This window comes from Thiocapsa imhoffii (genome assembly GCF_016583985.1).
Lineage (GTDB): Bacteria > Pseudomonadota > Gammaproteobacteria > Chromatiales > Chromatiaceae > Thiocapsa > Thiocapsa imhoffii.
The window spans coordinates 103307-120020 of record NZ_NRSD01000010.1 but is presented as its reverse complement, the minus strand read 5'-3'; the positions used below and the strand labels follow the sequence as shown (position 1 = coordinate 120020).

Genomic DNA, 16714 nt, shown 5'->3' with positions numbered 1-16714 from the left:
AGGGTCAGTCGTGCGGTGTCCAGGGCGCGGGCAGGGCCAGACCGTAGCCGTCGCGCTGGTCCTGCTCCAGATCGCACAGGCTGGCCAGCCACAGCGGGGCCAGCGCCTCGGGTGAGGGGGTGTCGAGCAGGCGGAACCAATAGGTGGCGCCGGCCCCCACCAGCTTGCGGGTCGGGCGTGCTTCCTGACGGGCCAGATCCCAACCCGAATGGGGCTGCCAGCGCTCGACGGCGGCGGCGACCAGTTGCAGCCGCACACCAGGGGCAATCGGCGGCTCGCCGGTCAGCGTCTCGTCGAGCCAGCCGGGGCGATAGCCCGCCTGGAACACGCCGGGTGTGAGCAGCGTCAGCGTCAGACCGCCGGACCTGTGGATGTCCTGGAACCAAGTGTCCGGCGGAGTCGGCCAAGCTGACTCCGGCTCCGGGCGCAGACGCGCCAGACGTCGTTCACCGCCGAGATGCACCAGCGCAGCGGGCAGCGGCTCAGCACAGTGCGCAAGCAGGCGCAAGGTGCCCGAGGCGGAGTGGTCGGAGGCCTGTTGCTGTTTCAGTGTGTGGTGCAGCGTCGGATTGTCCGGCTCCAGATCCAGTCCTTCGGTCTGGAACAACCGGCCGGATTCAGCTGCTTGGGTGGCGGCGTCGATAGCGACATGAGTGCGCCGGTCCCCGGCCGGCGGCGACCAACCGCGCTTGGTCAGTTCCTTGTGGTCCAGCGTCTTGTTCTGACGAAAGTCGATCAGATCCTCCCAAGCCCACCAGGTCGGTCCCTTGCTCGCCTTGCCCTGGACCGTCTCGGACAGCCGCAGCGGGCACAGTCCTTCGGGCAGATCGGCGTCACAGCCGTTCTCGAAATCACGCGGCTCCAGGCGCAGACACCTGGCATCCTGATCATGCCCGAAATACTGGGCATCCGCCGGTTTGGGGGCGAGCAGACGCAAGGTTTTTCCGGTACTCTCGACCCGCGCAAGCAGCGGACCGGCCACGGACAGTTCAGCCAGCTCGGGACCAAACGCCTGATCCGTGGCCCGTGCCCACGCCGTGCGCAGACAACCAGCCAGGGTCGAGGGCGGCGGGAAACGCGGCGCATCGGCCCCGGCCTGATCGTCGAACGGACGTCCCGAGCGCACAATCAGTGGGGCCAACGGTTCCAGACTCACCACCGGGCTGGGGTCGGCAGACTTGGGCGTTTTGCGCTGCACGCGGGCGACGGCGATCTCGGGCTTGGCCTGAGTGGGATTCGACTTGGCCTGCGCACGCTGTTGCTTGCTGTAATTCGGCTTGGGTTGCTTCTTGCCCTTCTTGCTCATTGGTCGCGTACTCCCAGATCGGCGGCGGTGCGGGCCGACAGCCAGCGCGCCAGGATCAATGTATCGGCGAGCCGGGCCAGCGATGGACAACGGGACGCCGTCAGGATGCGCTCGCGGTGCTCCTGCTCCAGCGGTTGGCTGTCTCCTGCCGTGCGGGCGCGATCGAGCATCCGCGCGACCTCGGCTTCGCGCATGCCGCGCGCGGCGGGAGTGTCATCCTCGCGCATCCACGCCAGACGCCGGTCGATGGCGCGCAGATCGTAGGCCACGCGGCTGGGCAGTTGGCCGTCGCGATAAGCGGCGGTGAAGTCGTCCAGTTCAGCAAGCGCCTCGGCGTCGTTCCAGTTGGCCCGCCACTCCAGCTCACCGCCGGAGCGAATCCCCAGCACGATGGCCAGCGCATTGCGCGGCGTCGTCTCGGTATCGCCCTTGGCCAGATGCTCGGCGCGACCGGCGCGCTGGCGCAGTGCTCCCAGCGGCTCCATCAGATGGCCGATGGCCAGTCCGACCGAGAGCGTGGGATGCTCGGCGGCCTCGAGTCCGAGCGACCGGGCCACCGGATCGAGCGCCTTCTCGAACGCCTGTGCCAGCGTCCGCGCACAGGCGAAGGCATCGGGCAACGGCAGCAGGGCAAGCACGTCATCGCCGCCGGAGTAGATGGCATGCCCGTGGTGTTGGCGTACCAGTCTCCGGACATCGGAAGCAAAGCCATGCAGGGCTTGGGAGATCGCCCGTGAATCCTTCGCCTGCTTGGCCTGTTGCAACAAGGCCCCCATGCGGTCCCCATCGGCTTTCAGAATCACCGCATAGGGCACCGGCGCGCCCACCGCCTCGGGCAGTGACCTCATCACCTTGCGCAGCTTCAAGAGCGCTTCGCGTTCCTCCGGCTCGGCCGCGTCCTCGCCCTTGGCCGCCAGCGCATTGTCGAGGCGGAAGTCGTAGAGCATTTGGGCGTCGTAGGGCAGCGCGTCGTAGGCGCCGCGATTGCCGCTGACACGGGTCGCCAGCCCCGACTGCACGATGGGCTCATAGGCCGCGCTCAGAGCGCGTTGTTGGTCGGCATCGAGCGAGCGTATCCATGGATCGGCGGCCACGCGCGAGTAGGGCGTGAACTGCTCAACGTTGCCGGCCATGCGCTTCATCACGCCCAAGGCATCGAGCTGCTCGCCACGCGAGAGGCCGAGCTGACGGCGGGCGCGATGCTCCTCGTGCCAGTGTTCGGGCAACACGGTTTCCAGCGCGCCATCGAGCGAGGATTTCGGCAGGCCCGGTGTTTTCAGTGGCGCGGCGGGACGGAAATCGCGCGTCGCCTTGCGCGCGGCCAGGGTCCCACCGAGCTTGGCACCGGCCTGGGTGTAACCGTCGTCCCCAGCCGGGATCTCGGCCCAGGCGGCGAACCCTTCGAGCAGGTCACCGATCTGCGCCTGCCAAACCTCAGCGCGCAGTTTGACGCCGAGCTTGCGCCGCGCCTGCTCGCCCAGCTCGAACAAACGCCGGGCGGCGGCCTCTTTGGCCTGTTCACACAGGGCGCGGGCGGCGGTGGCATCCGGCAGCTCCACCTCGGCGCGCAGGATATTGGCGATGTTGGCACTGTCGCCCGGCTCCCGTTGCGGCTGCAGCTCCTCATCCGGCTTCTCGGGACAGGGAAAGATGAGACAGCCAGGTTGGGCTTGATGCAACACCTGGGCGGCGGCGCGCGCCGACTCCGATAGCAGCCAAGAGCCGCACCAGAGATCGCGGGTGCGCCGCGCTGCCTCGATCAGGCTTTGCACCGGGCCAAGCGAGAGGGTCACAAGATAACGGGGCATGGCTCAGTCCTGCTCGAAATAGTCCATGAACGCGGTCAGCGGATCGTCGCCGCGACCATCCATCGGTTTGATCTGCGCCGCCAGACGAGCGCGTTCGGCGGGATCGGTGGGCCAGGCGCAATGGAATGGGCCGTTGCCGAAGCCGACCGGGGTGCTCAAACGCGCGGCCCAACCCGGCAGACAGAGGACCGCCGGGTGCCATGCCTGGCCGCTCCAGTAGGGCCGCAGGATCAGCGGACTGGCCATCCGATCCCCGCCCTCGGGTACCAACAATTGCTGGGGAGGCTCGCCCTTGTTCTCGTCCTTGAAATGAAACACGATCGGCAAACCGAAGGCTGCGCGCGGGTAGGCGTTCGTCACCGGATGCGTGGGGGCATGGCCGTGTGCGTGATGCCCCGTCAGGAGCCGAATCGTATCCGGCTCCGGCCAGCGGCTGCGGCCTGGACGATTCGGTTCATCACTCGGCGGATTGCGCCCAACATTCACGGCCTGGCGAAAGTCGCGCAGCCGCGCCAGGCTCGCTTTCCAGGCCGCGTCCGCCGCCTTAGTGGCGGGGCGCAACCGCAGCTGCCCACCCTTCGCGCGCACCTCCTCCGCAGTCACGGGATCGAGCCCATCGACGCGGACCGCGCCCAGGCCGCGTCGCGTGCGAGCACCGACACCACCGAAGCTGGCCCACCAGCGCAACGCCGTCGCGACCTCCTCACGTTGTGCCTGGCTGAGCTTGGGACCGAATTTGATGCCCAATTGAAAGCCGACACCCGCCAGGGCCAACCGATGCGGGGTCACAGCAACGTCACGTTTGTCCTGGGTCAGCTCGCCGCGCGCCGGAAACAGGGCGTAGGGTTCGACCCAATCGGCCGCCTCCGGCATGGTTCGGAGCTCACCCGGGCGGTTACGGTTGGCTTGATACACGAACGCCGGCTCAACCTTCACGCCGGAGACCCGCTCGACCCGAACCGCGACTTGACTGGCGGTGGGACCAGTACTGGCGATCCCACCCCAGATCGCCGCCTCGCGCTGAAACATCGACTGGGATGGCTCGTCCGGCGCGCAGCACGCGATGCGCCACCAGAAGCGCAGTTGACCGCGAATACCCGCCGCGCGGATCGGCATCCCCGTATCGACTTTCGCCTCCCGCACCCCGCCGCCATACAGCGGCGTGACCAGCTTGCAGGCGTAATGGGTCCAGGGATCGGTGTGGGTGGCCGTGGTGTCAGACCACGCACTCAAAGCCGCGACGGGATCGAGGCCGGGGTTAGATCGACGCATGTCGGTTTCTCCATGTAAGGTGGTGATCTGCGCGGCTTAGTCTTCGTACAGTTCCATCCGGATAAACGGGGCGTATTGCACGCGGCGCTCGGCAGCCACGCGAGCCCCCACATCGCGTTTGCGACTCTCGGTGAGAAGCCGGTCGTATTCGTCGTGATCGACGATGCGCCATACCAATAACCGCCAGCCTTCCACCGAGACCAGATAACGGTCGCGAGTGTGCTCGCCGCGCTTAAGCCAGAACAAACCGTTGCTCCATGGCTCGTGTTTGCCGACCGCCAGCTGCTCGGGAGAACGGGCCGCGCGCGCGATGTAATCATCCGGGGCCGTGCCCTCAGTGGCGCGGATCTTCAGCAGATCATCAAGTGCACGGCGCGACAGGAAGGGCACCAACGCGGTTGGACGCTCCAGCTCCTCCCAGACCAGAAAACCCACCGGCGAGAGGCTAACCTGTCCTTGGCCCTGGTCCTCGAACAGTGACTCCAGAATCTCGCGCTCCTCGAACGACGGCAGAGCTTGGTCGAGAGCGGCGCGGGGGATCGCCGTCTCATTCTGGATGCGCTCCAACAGCGGGCGCAGCGGTTCGAGTCGCGAGCGTGCAAACTCCACTGGCATCATCGGCAGCGGAATCAGCGCACTGGATTGCTCAAAGATGTACTTGGCCGGCACCCCGCGCAGCATGCCGATCAGCACCGTGTAGGGCACCAGGCTCTTGAACCCGCCGGTGGGGTTGAGCACGCACTGAGCGGCGCCATTGGCATCGATCGCATCCAGCACCGCCTTGGTGAAGTTGAGGACACCCTGGGTGCGGAATGCGTGCGCATCGGTCACCTGCAAACCGGGCACGACCTCAACCCGGCAGACGATCCCCGCACGGACCTGCTCCAAATAGCGCTGGACCGCCCCGGCACAGGCTTGCCCGTCGGCCGTCTCGGAGCTGAACAGCACGACCGTGTCCTTGTCGTTCACCCCCATGCGGGCCAGCGAATGGATCTCGGCGGACAGGTCGCGCTTGAGCGCGACGTCATCGTCCATGCGGGCCGTGCGGAACGTGTCGTGGATCGCCTTGGCGGCCGCCTCGACTCCGCCGTGCTCAGCGACCCAAGCAGCATTGAACGGAGTGGGCTGACCGAACAATTTCTTGGCGGCGCTGGTGCCGCAGGTGCAAAGATAAACCGCCATAGTCAATCGTGCTCCTGAGTGTGTCGCGATCTGTGGTCCCGTGCGCTCATAGGGCCCCAGTGTTCCTGTTCAGGCTGGCCGTGTCCGCGCTTGCAAGCTTGCGGGCGCGGCCATGACAGCCCGTTACGCGCGGCAATGAAGACGCCGTCGGCGCTGGTCTTGATCGGCTCGGCGAGGGCGCCGCCACACTCTGACCATCAGTCTGCGACCCAGGGCGCGACGACACACCGCTGACCGCGCGTGCAGGATAGCGCACGCCTGGTCGATCACCGCGTTGAGGGGCTGGAACGGAAGACTGTCGCGTTCGAACAGGCTGTCTTGGCGCGCAGCGCCTGGCGAGGCGTCGAGACGGAATAGATGGCGCGCGGGGACTGGAGCTCGAGGGCCTCCATCTCGACGTGGGCTTGAGCAGGATGGTATCGGTGCAACTCTGGCGCGGCACACCACGATCACCAGACCACTGGAACCTAACGCAAGGGGTGCGACGCAACCGCTCACCAGGCACGTCGGGCCAACGTGCATCAGCGGATCCAAACCATCGCAACGGATCGACCGCGGCGCACACACCGCGACATCGCCCGAGCAGTGGGATATTCAAAGCAGCTCCATGGCAGCACGATCCTATAGCGCGTTCTCTTTGTTATGCGCCGCTGTCGGCGAAACTGCGTGTCAGACACGCCAGTCCCGAGCTAACACTGTCAAGTATGGGGGAATCGGCGTTTTGTGGAAAGCCTCGCATCCCGAATCAGTTCTGAAGGGCATAGCAGCACCTGAGGGGTTGCCATCCATGCGGTTCCCTGTCTGCGCGCCGGAACGATCCGGCGTCATCTCCGCACGACTCTAGGCGGGATCACCGCTGAGAAGCGCGGTGTGACATCCCTGTCTCCCTGGCCCTCCAGCCCCCACCGCGAGCCATCATCATGAGGTCACGGCCCCCGCTTGCCTGGCTTCACAAGCTTGCGAGAGCCCGCTGTGAAATCGCTGGGTGCGCCGATTGGCATCAAGGATCTCGACAGTATCGCCATCAAGGACACGCACAACCTTGCCTGTGAGGCGATCGGCGTTGGCGAGTGAGAGGAACAGCAGGGACAGGAGAGCAAGAACGAGGATCGAGCGAAGCAGCGAAACCGGCACGAGGCACCCCGGACAACGAATATGGGTGTCTTTTAGGGTAGACGGTCAGGCGGGTGAGCGTGCGGCGGATCAGTGGGGCATACATGGGTGAGGAGCGGATCTGCACGTGATGTGAACACCTCGCCGATTCCGGCATCTCGGCTAGACAATCACGAAAACAGCGTGTGACCGGTCACAAGATTCAATCGAGAAGGCCGTGCTGTCACGCAAAACGGCACCTGATGGGCGCCGTCTCAATCCCCTCAGGTTGGGTCTCTTTACCGAACCTATCTGTGGTCTTCATCAGGTAGGTGTCCGGACACGGCTCGTCCGTCTGGGGCGTCGGAAATGGGGGTCTCAATACCTTCTTCATCAGGTAGGTGTCCGGACCAAAAGCTGGAGCAGAAAGCGCGGATGTGATCTAGTCTCAATACCTTCTTCATCAGGTAGGTGTCCGGACGTTCACCTGCACCTCGTGAAGGGCGTACAGATGGTCTCAATACCTTCTTCATCAGGTAGGTGTCCGGACTCACAATCAGCAAAGGCGCTGAGCAATGCCGCCGTCTCAATACCTTCTTCATCAGGTAGGTGTCCGGACGCGAAGTTAATAATGGCAGGCTTCGGGATAGAGGTCTCAATACCTTCTTCATCAGGTAGGTGTCCGGACGGTGGAGGAGTATGAATTGGGCGGTAAGGTGAGGGTCTCAATACCTTCTTCATCAGGTAGGTGTCCGGACACGGCTCGTCCGTCTGGGGCGTCGGAAATGGGGGTCTCAATACCTTCTTCATCAGGTAGGTGTCCGGACCAAAAGCTGGAGCAGAAAGCGCGGATGTGATCTAGTCTCAATACCTTCTTCATCAGGTAGGTGTCCGGACTGTCGAGGAATATCAGTTGGGCGGTAAGGTGAGGGTCTCAATACCTTCTTCATCAGGTAGGTGTCCGGACCGAATCGAGGATGAATCGGCATACCCTGGTGGGTCTCAATACCTTCTTCATCAGGTAGGTGTCCGGACAGCGGGTGGTGGGCGTGTAGGACGGTGGACCGATGTCTCAATACCTTCTTCATCAGGTAGGTGTCCGGACGAGCTGACACTCTCTACTCAGCGCCAGGCCCACCGTCTCAATACCTTCTTCATCAGGTAGGTGTCCGGACGGAACGCTCGGGCTGGTTTGCGCACCCGAGTGTGGTCTCAATACCTTCTTCATCAGGTAGGTGTCCGGACCACTCACAGCGTTGCAATGGAACGCACGCGCGTGTCTCAATACCTTCTTCATCAGGTAGGTGTCCGGACCTTATTTAACTTCATTTCAAGCAGGTGAAGTTAAGTCTCAATACCTTCTTCATCAGGTAGGTGTCCGGACGAGCCTTGCAGGTATGGAATGTTCGTTCGGACTGTCTCAATACCTTCTTCATCAGGTAGGTGTCCGGACTCCGGTAGAAAGAGACTGCATCAGAAAAGCTTCGTCTCAATACCTTCTTCATCAGGTAGGTGTCCGGACCAAGCGGGGGAAGACCCCCGCGTATTGGAGTAATTGTCTCAATACCTTCTTCATCAGGTAGGTGTCCGGACCAGGGCGTCGTGCGTCGGGGACTGGCTCCGGCGTCTCAATACCTTCTTCATCAGGTAGGTGTCCGGACCCCGGCACTTCCCAGAATCGCATAGGACTCAAGCGCTTGCAAGGGTCCGCTGGGGGTATCAAATGGGGTCCTTCGAGTTAGCACTTGGCACGATTCTTTCTAGGTTGCTGGCGAGCTGTCTGCGGAAATGGCACATCCAGTGTACCATATTCCAGCCCAGACATCAGCTCGACACTCACTGCGCATCGATCATCGTCCACGTCATGCTGGCATCACCCCTCAGATGCTGGCCGGTGAACCAGGCAACGCCGACGAGACGCCTTCTGAAAGGAACCCGTCTCGATCCAGCCGGGGCTGACCGCATTGACACGGATCAGCGGCCCAAGACAGATCGTCCTCGCACGCTCGCACATGACAGGATCGTAGCGGGCGTGGTCGCCCAGCGCCCTAAAGGGATTGATCGATGGGGTGATACTGATTCCGCATCCCGCTACTGGACCCGACCATGATCGAGGCTGAAAGCCTTCCTCAATCGCCATGGCATCAGCGACGGTAAGGCCGCGCGGATGATGTTTCTCTCCGACAGCCGACCGGTCTGGCGGGTGAGCGGGCGGCAGCTCAGCGGGTCAAGCGTGCGTGAGGAGCGGATCTGCACGTGACGTGAACACACTGTCGAATCCCGGCATATCGGCTAGATCGTCACACACATTGACCGCCCCACCACAAGCTTGCACCGCCGACACCCCGTGCCCGAGCTGGGCAGACTGCACGCCATCATCACGGATCGACTCGAGGCGTCGCTGTCCCATGAAGGCCAACCCAACCCAAGCACAGACCCTCGTCATTCTGGCCAATTCCTGCAAGCACAACGGTCGTTGTCTGGCTGGCAAGCGGCTGACCAACGGCCACGTCGGGGGCTGGGTTCGTCCCGTCAGCGCCCAACCCACCGGCGCGCTCACGCTCACGGACCAGACGCTCACCGACGGCACCACACCCGCCCTGCTCGACCTGGTGAAGGTCCCGCTGCGCCACCCGGCCCCGTGCGACTTCCAGTCGGAGAATCACCTCATCCACCCCCAGCGCGACTGGACCCGGGTGGGTCGGCTGAACGCGGCGGGGCTGTCCCACCTGGTCGACCCGGACGCGACCCTGTGGATCAACGGCTTCTCGTCGTTCCGCGGGTGCAACGACCGCGTGCCCCAAAATCGTCTGGCGGACCTGGACCACTCGCTGATCTTGATCGGCCCGGTGAGCGTCGCACTGCATGTGGCCTCGGGTCAGCTGCGCGCCCGCTTCATCCACCAGGACGTCACCTACGATCTGGCCGTGACCGACCCCGACCTCAAGGCCGCCTGTGCCGGGCGCCCGGATGGCGTGGCCGCGTCGCACCCCGACAGCTTCGTGTGCGTGAGCCTGGCCTATTGCCCGGATGAGCTTCACGACGCGGAGTCTAAACCATGACCCTCTATACCATTGGCTTCACCCAAAAGAACGCCGAGCGCTTCTTCGGCCTGCTCATGGACCACGGCGTCCAGCGCGTGCTGGACGTGCGCCTCAACAACCGCTCGCAGTTAGCGGGCTTCGCCAAGCGCGACGATCTGCGCTTCTTCCTCCAGGCCCTCGGCGGCATCGGCTATCAGGAGGTGCCGCAGCTCGCCCCCACGGCGCACCTGCTCGATGACTACAAGAAACAGGGTGGCGATTGGGGCGTCTATGAACGTCAGTTCCGTGCGCTGCTCAACGAGCGGCAGGTCAGCACGACCCTTGACCCCGCGCTGTTCGACGGGGCTTGTCTGCTGTGCAGCGAAGCCAGTCCGCGCCACTGTCACCGGCGCCTGGTGGCCGAGCATCTCCAGGCACACTGGGAAGGGATCAGGATCCAGCATCTGGAATGACCTCGAGGAGACTGGCGAGACGGCGAAGTGATCACCGTCTCGCCACGACATCGCAGCGCCGCACGACGTTACGGACCACTCAGGTGCGCTGAATGGTGATCTGCTCGGGTTTGAGTGGCAGGAACACCGTGACCCGCTCGCCGTCCTTGGCGGTGACGATCTGATATCGCTCAGCCGCACGCGCACCGAGCACCGTCTCCAGCTTGCCGTTGATCCGCGACTTGTGCGGCTCGAAGTATTTGGCGCAGCGGATGGTGATGGCCTTGCGCTCGGTGATCGCCTTCTCGATGCGCTCATAGGCGCCGCTCATGGTGTTGAGCACTTGACCGGCCAGGGCCAGGAACTCCTCGGCCAGAGCTTGGGCGGACCAGTCAGTGGCCCGCTCGCCACGGACGGCACGCTCCGCGAGCCACAGCAGGATCAGAAACTCCGTCTCGCTCAGTCCCAGCCCTTCATCATCAGCCCACGCCTCACGGCGGGTCACGTCCAACACCAACCCCGGCGCTTGCAGCCCGCGATTGGCCGTGGCCACCACGCGGGTGAAGCTCGCCTGGCCGGTGCGCAGTCGTTCGGGCAGACCGTCGCGCAGCATCACGAACGGGATATCCGCCAGATCCACGCGCGCGTTGCGGGCATCGACCGTGATCTCCTTCTCACCCCGGCGACTGTGGATCGGATGCTCGTAGGGGGTCGGATAGTAGAAGTCGCGGTTGGTCTCGAAGGGGTCGGAAACCAGCACATGCGAGAGCCGATCCTGGGGACGCCCATAGAGCGAGAGCGCATAGCCGAGGTAGTAACCCATGGTCTTGCGCCCCCCGGCGATCGAGACATGAAGCTCGCTGGCGGGGTCCGCGGTCAACTGTCGCAGGGTCTCGGTGATGACATCCGCCGCCAGAGTGTTATCGCCCTGGGTGCGGATGTCGTCGAGCGGCCGGCCCTCGGCATCCCGCAGCACATGGATGTGCTCAGGGGTGAAGGCAATCGACGGCAGGGCATAGTCCTCGCACAGCCGATGGAACCAGCGCTCGCCGGCCAACAGGTTCAGTCGGGCATTGTTCGCCCCAGTGGCGGTGGTGATCAGGTGGATTTCGTGCGGAATCCAGGTATCCGCGCCCCGGCAAGCCAAGGCATAGAGCGTCTCGGTGACGATCTGCGGGGTTAGACCGGTGACGGCCAGGAGGATACGACGGGGGGTGGGTGAGAGCATGCGTGATGTCCTTGAGGGAGGTCCAGTCGGGAGCGGAGGCATGGTGCGCGGAAACGCGCCGACTCACCGGGTCTGCAAGCTTGCAGGCCGGGTTCGGCGGGACGCTGAACCCATTCAGCCTCGGCCCGCAAGCCACTCGAGCACCCATTCGCGTAAATGAGCCAGCTCATCGGGACCGATCAAGCGGACGCCCGCTTGCCTGGACCGTTCGATCAACACATCCGTGGGCTTGCGGGCGGAGAGCAACCAGGTCGCACCAAACAATCCCCGTGCATCCTGACTCAAACTATCGATCTTGTAGACGATCTCGTTCTCGTTGGTGGAACTGATCCGCGGCGTCTTGCATTCGATGAACAATAGCTGATTGATGTGGCAAGCCAGGACATCGAATTCGTTGATGGTCTTGCGCGTGTCGGCCCAGACGCCCTCGACACCAAGCCGCGTATCAAAGGCACCGGCATCCTTGACGGTGTGCCAGGCGTATTCCTCCAGCCAGCCACCACGCACGAAGCGCGCGGCCTCGACACTGGCGAAGGTGACCTCCGGCGAGCCATCCTGCCAGGTGATCAGCCCCGCGTTCACCAGCTCGCCCAGCGCCTGAGCCCAGATCCCGAAGGGAACGGTCTCGAAGGCTTGGTCTGGCGCGACCAGCCGGTCTTCGTAGGTGCCCGGAATGTTGTCCAGCGCCCGGTCGACCAGGCGGTTCATCGCGCCCACGAAATTTTGCAGATAGGGATCGGCGATATGCTTGCCGAAAAACTTGCAGGTGGCCTTACGCTGACTCACGGCCTCACGCCAGCTGTCCTCATCGGACGCCGCTCGACGGAACCGAAACCCCTGGGCCGCCAAATACAAAGGCACATCGAGCACGTTGCCCATCGGTGTCGGTTCAGGCAGCGACGCCTGCGCGTTGGGCAGATACTCGATACGCCGATGGGCCGTGTCGGTGTAGAGGATATGACTGGCAATCCCGCGAAACGCTTCGACGAATCCGAACGACATCAGCTTGGTGCCGCCAGTGGCATTGAGGACAATGTCAGCGTCCGCCTGCTCCTCAATGAGCTGATCGGCCAGCGTATCGGCATACGCCTTGATCTCGCGCAAACCGGAATCGGGTGCGTCCAAGCACAGCTTCACCCCGATGCCCTTCTCCTTGAGCAGCTTTTCAAGACGCCGTTCGAGACGACGCGCGGCCATCTCAGGGGTAACCATCAGAAGCACCCGATCCGGCCGCTCCATGAGGATGGGGATCAGATTGGCAAGGATCTGAGCCGAAACCAGCGCAATGTGTATCTTCATGGTGGTCATCTTGCTGCGGCACCCAATGGCTCTTCGGCAATCGCAATGATCACGATGCCCCTGGCCTCCGATTGCCGTCGTTGCAAACTTGCGCCGGCACGCAGCGCGCGCGACTGCCTGGGAGGCATCGCACAGGATCAACCCACAGACGCCAGCGGCCAATGATCGAGGTCATTCGAGGGGAGAATCCACGAGCACGACACCGGGAGCGAGCGCCTGTCATGCGGACGTGATCCAGGCGTTGTGCGCCGTGGCGCCAGATGAACCGCTCGAGCGGGTACCCGTTGTCGCAACTCGAGGCACCCTTGGTCTGGCCGACGCTGCTCGCCGGTCGCCACCGTCATGGACCCGATCAGGTCGACAGTCGCTGAATGCGATATTCCTCGACGCGCGCCCCGCAAGCCCGCATCTGCTCGGCGGAGAGTTCCACCCCACGCCAGGCGGCCGGCAGATCGAGTGAGAGGTTCAGATAACGCGCCCCGCGCGCGCAAACCTCGGCCGCGAGGTTCACCGGCAACGAGCCGATGAGGATGTCCCCGGGTTCGATGATCGCCGGATCAAGGTGATCGATCACCGCATCGACGGTGAGGCCTTCCTCCGCAGCCCAGTCGCGGGCACCGGGATGGCGGGAAACAAAGTAGGTCGTCATGGTCGTCAGAGCTCCTTCAATTCGGTAGGACGAGGCATCGATCGGCCCTTGGTCGAGGCCGCGCCCAGATGGCTAGGCACCAATCCCCGAGCGGCACGCCACCGACACCTGGTGCAGTGTGCCGGAAGACAACACCCCACAGCACCCCTCAGCGCCGTCACAAGCTTGCCATCGCCGACGCAATGCCCCCTGTACGGTTTAATCACCGGGTCGCTGACACGGTCATTGCTTGGAAGATCAACCCGGGAGACACCTCAATGAATGCAAAAGCCCTGCTGACCGCCGTGACCGCCACGCTCGGCTCCACCGGAGCCGGAACCCTCACCATCGCCACGATCCCCACGGCGGTGACCACCACCGTCCCGGCCGGCGGTCTGGCCGGCTTGCTCGGCTTCACCACCACCACGACCACGATCGTGGCCGCACCCGTGGTGGTGCCGGTGGCGTCGGTGGTGGCCGTGGGCGCCTTGTTGACCTACGGCGCGATCCTCGCGATCAAGCAAGCGTGGGCCGACTCACCACCCTCACACCCGCCGACCAGAGCTTATCCGCTGACCGGCGGGGTGGTGAGCGTCCGTCGGTGATCGCGCACCACGGATCACTCAGCGTCGCCCTCCGCCAGCCAAGCGGGGACCGTCTGCGTCAAGGTGCGAAGTGGAACGGGTGCGCCGAGGAGTGGGCGGTTGCTGCGCAGCAACGCCGCGGAACGTCCAGGCGTGGTGCCGATGCTGATGGTCAGAGCGGACGTGCACGCCCCCAACGCCGCGTAGTAATCGATTGTCCAGTCCGCTTTCAGGATGACCGCGAAACCCTGGCGCTCCATCTCCGCGACATAGGCGTCGACCGACGCCACGCGCGCGCCGTCGCACTCGAATGCCGTGTCCATGCGCCCTGAACCGTCGGGATCGATGCGGTGGTGCTGCAGAATGGCCATCGCATGATGGTCGTAGCTGTTGCGCGCCAACTTATGCACGTACTCGAAGGCCGTAAATGCCGGCGATCCATCGCCGAGCCTGAATGCGGGTCAGATCCTGATGCCTTCGCGACGGACGATCGGAGAGTTGGTGAATGATCCGGTCATGCAGGACCGGATCGAGGCTGTGCATGGAAATATTGAAGCGAATGCGACCGGGATCATCCTGCAACACGTCCAGGAACTCTTGTCGCAAGGCCAGCCCGTTGCTGACGACCTTGATATCCGGTCGGTAATCGATCCGCCGCATATAATTCAGGTAAGACACCATCTGCTTCCATTTCAGCAGTGGTTCACCGCCCGTGAAGGTGACATCGTTGTAGCCGAGCGCCTTCAGTTGATCGAGCACACGGAAGACCTGCTGCTCGTGAGCATCCTGGCGAACGCGCGCCATCTCCAGACCTTCTTCGTGACAGAAGAAGCACCTGTAGTTGCATTTCTCGGTCATGGAGAACCGCACCGCGCGGCGTGTCGGGATGGTTTTGGTGAAGCAGCCCGGAGCGCCCTCATGGTAGCTTAGGCGCATCAGACGGTCGCGTTGTGGAGGGGATAAACCCTTTGCCTGCAACGCGATGGCGCGGATCGGTCGCGGCCCCTGGCTCAAATCGTATTCCAAGGCGACGAGCTCCGGCAGTGGGTCTTCCCCCTCAACGAGGAATAAACAAACCTCGGCTACCGTGACCGACCAATCAATCGTCAGCTGCATCACCACCTCTCAACACGCATCCCCCCAGGCGAAAACCGAGTCCCATGCACTCTGGCGAATGGCCTGACTGCTCCAGCCGCATGCTCCACCGTGCGCGTACGGCCATGACAGTCCGTTATGCACGGGAATGAAGACGCCGTCGGCACTGGTCTTGATCGGCTCGGCGAGGGCGCCGCCACACTCTGACCATCAGTTTGCGACCCAGGGCGTGACGATACACCGCTGACCGCGCGTGCAGGATAGCGCTCGCCTGGTCGATCACCGCGAGGAATGCGGTGTGACATCCCTGTCTCCCTGGCCCTCCGGCCCCCACCGCGAGCCATCATCATGAGGTCATGGCCCCCGCTTGCCTGGCTTCACAAGCTTGCGAGAGCCCGCTGTGAAATCGCTGGGTGCGCCGATTGGCATCAAGGATCTCAACGGTATCGCCATCGAGGACACGCACGACCTGGCCCGAGAGGCGATCGGCGTTGGCGAGAGACAAGAACAGCAGGGAGAGGAGAGCAAAAACGAGGATCGAGCGAAGCAGCGAAACCGGCACGAGGCACCCCGGACAACGAATATGGGTGCCTTTTAGGGTAGACGGTCAGGCGGGTGAGCGTGCGGAGGATCAGTGGGGCATGCGTGCGCCAGGAGCGAATTTGCACGTGATGTGAACACCTCGCCGAATCCGGCATGTCGGCTAGACAATCACGCAAACAAATTGTGACCGGTGGCCCGCATCAGCGAGGCTTTCGTGGCCCGACTCATGTCCCAGCTGCCCAGCACCTGCTGCCGGATCTCCTCCGCCAGCGCGCTCCCTCCGGGTTCCCGGACCAGCAACGTTGGCTGTCCTCTGCTGCGCAGGTACTCAGCCGCCTCCACCGCCTGCGTACTTTTGCCACTGCCGTCGATTCCCTCGAGGACGATCAGTTTTCCGGTCCGCATCATCGCCCCCCCCTGACTCTCGGCGTGGCTTTCGGCGTGAACCCCATCATTTCCACCTCCTTCTGCGACCACCCGTTCTCCTGCATGGAGTGGTAAAGCTGCGAGCGAATCAGCGGCAGGTTCGGCTTGTAACCCGGGCGCATTTTCTTGGGGAGATCCTTCCTGACATTCTCCACCACGATCTCGGTCAGCTGATCGCCGTACCCCCGGTAGATCACCCGCGTCGCCCAGTCTTTCATGTTCCCAGTGAACGGGATCTCAGCCGGAACGAACGCATCGTGTTGCTTACGCATCTTCTCTTCCTCTCGCAAAAGCCCCAAGACCTACAAGCGGGTCTCAGTGCAAATGTTCCAGCTGATCGATCGCCAGCGCCGTATAAGCGGCCAAGCGGTCATCGTGTGTCATCAAGGTCTCCATGCGGCAGATTCTCCAACCGTTTCCTCATCTGTCGGACTCCTGCAAGCTTGCAAGCCGATACCCCCCAACCCAAAGGCCGTGCCCTGACCAACATGCGTCCACTGGCCAAACCAGAGCGCCGGCCACAGATCCGCAAGCGCGGGCCGACTCACCGCCCTCTCACCCACCGACCAGAGCTTATCCGCTGAGTGGCTTCCGGGTGGGTGAGTTGCTCCCCGAGCAAATCCCGCACTGCGTCCAGCCGGTCGTCATCGGGATAGAGCGCCTTGAGCTTTTGGGTGATCAGTAACTCCAGGAACTGGACCCGAGCGCTACCAAACTGCGCCGCATCGCTCAGAATCCGTTCCAGAATCGAGGACACGCATCACCTTGCTCGAGAG

The 16714-nt window shown here is 63.5% G+C and carries 17 protein-coding genes and 1 CRISPR repeat array; of the genes, 4 read left to right on the top strand and 13 right to left on the bottom strand.

Going from position 1 to position 16714, the window contains the following annotated elements; genetic code table 11:
- Positions 1-4: 4 nt before the first annotated feature.
- Genes CKO25_RS11285 through CKO25_RS11270 form a run of 4 tightly spaced genes read right to left on the bottom strand, consistent with a single transcriptional unit; the run spans position 5 to position 5568 of the window.
- Positions 5-1306: a type III-B CRISPR module-associated Cmr3 family protein gene (locus CKO25_RS11285; RefSeq protein ID WP_200388029.1), complete on the bottom strand. Its 1302-nt coding sequence runs from the start codon at positions 1304-1306 to the stop codon at positions 5-7.
- Entirely contained in the window at positions 1303-3114 is a 1812-nt protein-coding gene (gene cas10, locus CKO25_RS11280; protein WP_200388028.1) for a type III-B CRISPR-associated protein Cas10/Cmr2, read from the bottom strand. The genes CKO25_RS11285 and cas10 overlap by 4 nt, the downstream gene beginning before the upstream one ends.
- A 3-nt stretch (positions 3115-3117) precedes the next feature.
- The gene (cmr1, locus tag CKO25_RS11275) at positions 3118-4386 is read right to left on the bottom strand and encodes a type III-B CRISPR module RAMP protein Cmr1 (protein WP_200388027.1); all 1269 of its coding nucleotides are present in this window, start codon (positions 4384-4386) and stop codon (positions 3118-3120) included.
- Between the two features lie 36 nt (positions 4387-4422).
- A complete protein-coding gene (locus CKO25_RS11270) occupies positions 4423-5568 on the bottom strand; it encodes a putative CRISPR-associated protein (RefSeq protein ID WP_200388026.1) in 1146 nt (381 codons plus the stop codon).
- A 1467-nt stretch (positions 5569-7035) separates the two neighbouring features.
- Positions 7036-8321: a CRISPR direct-repeat array (repeat unit 36 nt; unit sequence GTCTCAATACCTTCTTCATCAGGTAGGTGTCCGGAC).
- Between the two features lie 747 nt (positions 8322-9068).
- Here CKO25_RS11270 and CKO25_RS11265 point away from each other — a divergent pair.
- Together CKO25_RS11265 and CKO25_RS11260 are read left to right on the top strand one after the other, a co-directional pair.
- A complete protein-coding gene (locus tag CKO25_RS11265) occupies positions 9069-9722 on the top strand; it encodes a dual OB domain-containing protein (RefSeq protein ID WP_200388025.1) in 654 nt (217 codons plus the stop codon).
- A complete protein-coding gene (locus tag CKO25_RS11260) occupies positions 9719-10156 on the top strand; it encodes a DUF488 domain-containing protein (RefSeq protein WP_200388024.1) in 438 nt (145 codons plus the stop codon). Before CKO25_RS11265 ends, CKO25_RS11260 begins: the two co-directional genes overlap by 4 nt.
- Before the next feature lie 79 nt (positions 10157-10235).
- On the opposite strand, the gene csm6 is transcribed toward CKO25_RS11260, so the two are convergent.
- The 3 genes from csm6 to csx16 form a co-directional block, all read right to left on the bottom strand.
- Positions 10236-11363, bottom strand: coding sequence for a CRISPR-associated ring nuclease Csm6 (csm6, locus tag CKO25_RS11255; RefSeq protein WP_200388023.1), 1128 nt, complete (start codon positions 11361-11363; stop codon positions 10236-10238).
- 114 nt (positions 11364-11477) lie between these two features.
- Positions 11478-12662: a Card1-like endonuclease domain-containing protein gene (locus CKO25_RS11250; RefSeq protein ID WP_200388022.1), complete on the bottom strand. Its 1185-nt coding sequence runs from the start codon at positions 12660-12662 to the stop codon at positions 11478-11480.
- A gap of 352 nt (positions 12663-13014) precedes the next feature.
- Positions 13015-13311 (bottom strand): CRISPR-associated protein Csx16, encoded by a 297-nt coding sequence (gene csx16, locus CKO25_RS11245; RefSeq protein ID WP_200388021.1) that lies wholly within the window; start codon positions 13309-13311, stop codon positions 13015-13017.
- 257 nt (positions 13312-13568) lie between these two features.
- On the opposite strand from csx16, the gene CKO25_RS11240 reads away from it, so the two are divergent.
- Positions 13569-13895 carry a hypothetical protein gene (locus CKO25_RS11240; RefSeq protein ID WP_200388020.1) on the top strand — a complete coding sequence of 109 codons (327 nt, stop codon included), beginning with the start codon at positions 13569-13571 and terminating at the stop codon, positions 13893-13895.
- A gap of 14 nt (positions 13896-13909) precedes the next feature.
- Here CKO25_RS11240 and CKO25_RS11235 read toward each other — a convergent pair whose 3' ends face one another.
- Complete coding sequence (locus CKO25_RS11235) at positions 13910-14284, bottom strand: hypothetical protein (protein ID WP_200388019.1); 375 nt, start codon at positions 14282-14284, stop codon at positions 13910-13912.
- Positions 14277-14990 carry a radical SAM protein gene (locus tag CKO25_RS11230; RefSeq protein WP_200388018.1) on the bottom strand — a complete coding sequence of 238 codons (714 nt, stop codon included), beginning with the start codon at positions 14988-14990 and terminating at the stop codon, positions 14277-14279. The genes CKO25_RS11235 and CKO25_RS11230 overlap by 8 nt, the downstream gene beginning before the upstream one ends.
- Positions 14991-15369: 379 nt before the next feature.
- Here CKO25_RS11230 and CKO25_RS11225 point away from each other — a divergent pair, with 379 nt between their 5' ends.
- Positions 15370-15567, top strand: a complete 198-nt coding sequence (locus CKO25_RS11225; RefSeq protein WP_200388017.1) for a hypothetical protein — start codon at positions 15370-15372, stop codon at positions 15565-15567.
- A gap of 113 nt (positions 15568-15680) precedes the next feature.
- Here the strand turns inward: CKO25_RS11225 and CKO25_RS11220 are convergent, their stop codons facing one another.
- The 4 genes from CKO25_RS11220 to CKO25_RS11205 all read right to left on the bottom strand — a co-directional run bounded on the left by CKO25_RS11220 (position 15681) and on the right by CKO25_RS11205 (position 16695).
- Complete coding sequence (locus tag CKO25_RS11220; protein ID WP_200388016.1) at positions 15681-15920, bottom strand: dTMP kinase; 240 nt, start codon at positions 15918-15920, stop codon at positions 15681-15683.
- Positions 15917-16210 carry a hypothetical protein gene (locus CKO25_RS11215; protein WP_200388015.1) on the bottom strand — a complete coding sequence of 98 codons (294 nt, stop codon included), beginning with the start codon at positions 16208-16210 and terminating at the stop codon, positions 15917-15919. Before CKO25_RS11215 ends, CKO25_RS11220 begins: the two co-directional genes overlap by 4 nt.
- 111 nt (positions 16211-16321) lie before the next feature.
- Positions 16322-16486: a CRISPR system precrRNA processing endoribonuclease RAMP protein Cas6 gene (cas6, locus tag CKO25_RS21965; RefSeq protein ID WP_200388014.1), complete on the bottom strand. Its 165-nt coding sequence runs from the start codon at positions 16484-16486 to the stop codon at positions 16322-16324.
- Positions 16483-16695, bottom strand: a complete 213-nt coding sequence (locus CKO25_RS11205) for a hypothetical protein (protein ID WP_200388013.1) — start codon at positions 16693-16695, stop codon at positions 16483-16485. Before CKO25_RS11205 ends, cas6 begins: the two co-directional genes overlap by 4 nt.
- Between the last annotated feature and the right edge of the window lie 19 nt (positions 16696-16714).

Bases quoted from the DNA above. Each gene is read 5' to 3' on its own strand.
- csx16 (WP_200388021.1), bottom strand. From the start codon at position 13,311: ATGACGACCTACTTTGTTTCCCGCCATCCCGGTGCCCGCGACTGGGCT.
- CKO25_RS11285 (WP_200388029.1), bottom strand. From the start codon at position 1,306: ATGAGCAAGAAGGGCAAGAAGCAACCCAAGCCGAATTACAGCAAGCAA.
- CKO25_RS11240 (WP_200388020.1), top strand. From the start codon at position 13,569: ATGAATGCAAAAGCCCTGCTGACCGCCGTGACCGCCACGCTCGGCTCC.
- CKO25_RS11220 (WP_200388016.1), bottom strand. From the start codon at position 15,920: ATGATGCGGACCGGAAAACTGATCGTCCTCGAGGGAATCGACGGCAGT.
- CKO25_RS11250 (WP_200388022.1), bottom strand. From the start codon at position 12,662: ATGAAGATACACATTGCGCTGGTTTCGGCTCAGATCCTTGCCAATCTG.
- csm6 (WP_200388023.1), bottom strand. From the start codon at position 11,363: ATGCTCTCACCCACCCCCCGTCGTATCCTCCTGGCCGTCACCGGTCTA.
- CKO25_RS11230 (WP_200388018.1), bottom strand. From the start codon at position 14,990: ATGCAGCTGACGATTGATTGGTCGGTCACGGTAGCCGAGGTTTGTTTA.
- CKO25_RS11260 (WP_200388024.1), top strand. From the start codon at position 9,719: ATGACCCTCTATACCATTGGCTTCACCCAAAAGAACGCCGAGCGCTTC.
- CKO25_RS11270 (WP_200388026.1), bottom strand. From the start codon at position 5,568: ATGGCGGTTTATCTTTGCACCTGCGGCACCAGCGCCGCCAAGAAATTG.
- CKO25_RS11215 (WP_200388015.1), bottom strand. From the start codon at position 16,210: ATGCGTAAGCAACACGATGCGTTCGTTCCGGCTGAGATCCCGTTCACT.
- cmr1 (WP_200388027.1), bottom strand. From the start codon at position 4,386: ATGCGTCGATCTAACCCCGGCCTCGATCCCGTCGCGGCTTTGAGTGCG.
- cas10 (WP_200388028.1), bottom strand. From the start codon at position 3,114: ATGCCCCGTTATCTTGTGACCCTCTCGCTTGGCCCGGTGCAAAGCCTG.
- CKO25_RS11265 (WP_200388025.1), top strand. From the start codon at position 9,069: ATGAAGGCCAACCCAACCCAAGCACAGACCCTCGTCATTCTGGCCAAT.